2 protein-coding genes and 1 pseudogene are annotated in these 1,359 nt (G+C 67.8%); 2 read left to right on the forward strand and 1 reads right to left on the reverse strand.

Translation table 11 applies throughout. From position 1 onward, the window contains the following. Positions 1–370, forward strand: a pseudogene (locus JJL56_RS33045) (oxalate/formate MFS antiporter); the annotation flags it as partial. A 140-nt stretch (positions 371–510) separates the two neighbouring features. Beyond that, positions 511–984, forward strand: coding sequence for a hypothetical protein (locus JJL56_RS11300; protein ID WP_200485175.1), 474 nt, complete (start codon positions 511–513; stop codon positions 982–984). Between the two features lie 73 nt (positions 985–1,057). Here JJL56_RS11300 and JJL56_RS33050 read toward each other — a convergent pair. Next, positions 1,058–1,359, reverse strand: a 302-nt coding sequence (locus JJL56_RS33050; protein WP_247891028.1) for a Bax inhibitor-1/YccA family protein, incomplete at its 5' end; no start/stop codon positions are given.

The raw sequence follows: 1,359 nt of genomic DNA on the forward strand, positions 1-1,359 counted from the left end.
CCGCTTCGGCCACGACCCGATCATGTTCCTGATCCTGTCGGGCATGGTGTTCCTGGCCTGGGGCGAAGTGTACAGCCTGTTCAGCGCGACCTCGGCGGACACCTTCGGCACCAAGCATGCGGCGAAGATCTACGGCGTGCTGTACTGCGCCAAGGGCGTCGCGGCGCTGCTGGTCCCGCTGGGCAACCTGCTGATGGAAGCCACCGGCACCTGGGCGACCGTGCTCTACATCTGCGCCACCATGGATCTCATCGCGGCCTTCTGCGCCATCGCGGTCCTGCGGCCAATGTTGCGCAAGCACCATGCCCGAAACGCCGAACTCGCCGCCCAGCAGGGTACGGGTCCGGTCACGGCGGCAGCCAGCCCGTAACCTCCGCTCCGGCGGATCGACCGAAAGGGGGCCACGCGTGTGGCCCCCTTTTCGGCGTTCCGGGCGGCCTTGCGGAACGGGACAGGAGGGTAGAGCATGTCGGCGGAGGGGGCATGGGCAATCGACGGCGGAGGCAGGGCATGGCAAAGGACGACGGCAGTTTCCGGCTGGTGCTCGCCTGCTCGTTGGGCGGGGTGGCGGTCAGCTTGGCCCTCGGCTCGCTGCTGCTGTCGCGATGGACGCCCCGGACGGAAAACACGGTGGTCGAACGGGCGATCCACAACATGGACCGGCAGACCTGCGAGCGGGTGCTGCATTCCTTCACTCAGCCGCAACCGGTGGGCACCCGTGTGCTGTGGCTGTGGGCGGAGGAATCGACGCCGGGCGTCTTCACCGGAGCGCCCTGGACGTCGCGGGTGACCGGGCCGGGCGTCCAGACGGTCACAGCCGGGGCGGGGGCGGGGGCCGGCCGCTCCCCCCGTCCCTACGCCTTCGATCCGGCCTCCCAGGCGGCGCCGGAGGCGGCCTGCTCCTTCCCGAACAACTCGCTGCACATCGTGTCGGTGGAGTATCCACCCAAGCCGGACGCCGCTCCGGCGACCGTTAAGCCGTAAAAAAGGAAAAGGGCCGGCCGCGGGAAGCGGCCGGCCCTTTCTGGCAGGCGGTGCGCCGGATGGAAGCGCCGCCTTACTCCTCGCGCTGTCCCATGAGCTGCATCAGCATCTGGAACAGGTTGATGAAGTTGAGGTAGAGCGACAGGGCGCCCATGACGGCGAGCTTGGTGTTGCCCTCGTGCCCGTAGCCCTCGGCGTACTCCTCCTTGATGCGCTGGGTGTCGTAGGCGGTCAGGCCGGTGAAGATGACCACGCCGATGACCGAGATGGCGAACTGCAGCGCGCTGGAGCCGACGAAGATGTTGACGAGGCTGGCGATGACGATGCCGATCAGGCCCATCATCAGGAACGAGCCCATCTTCGACAGGTCGGCCT

The organism is Azospirillum aestuarii (assembly GCF_016632405.1).
Lineage (GTDB): Bacteria > Pseudomonadota > Alphaproteobacteria > Azospirillales > Azospirillaceae > Azospirillum > Azospirillum aestuarii.

Excerpts from the sequence above, each read along its gene's own strand:
- JJL56_RS11300 (WP_200485175.1), top strand. The coding sequence starts at position 511 with ATGGCAAAGGACGACGGCAGTTTCCGGCTGGTGCTCGCCTGCTCGTTG.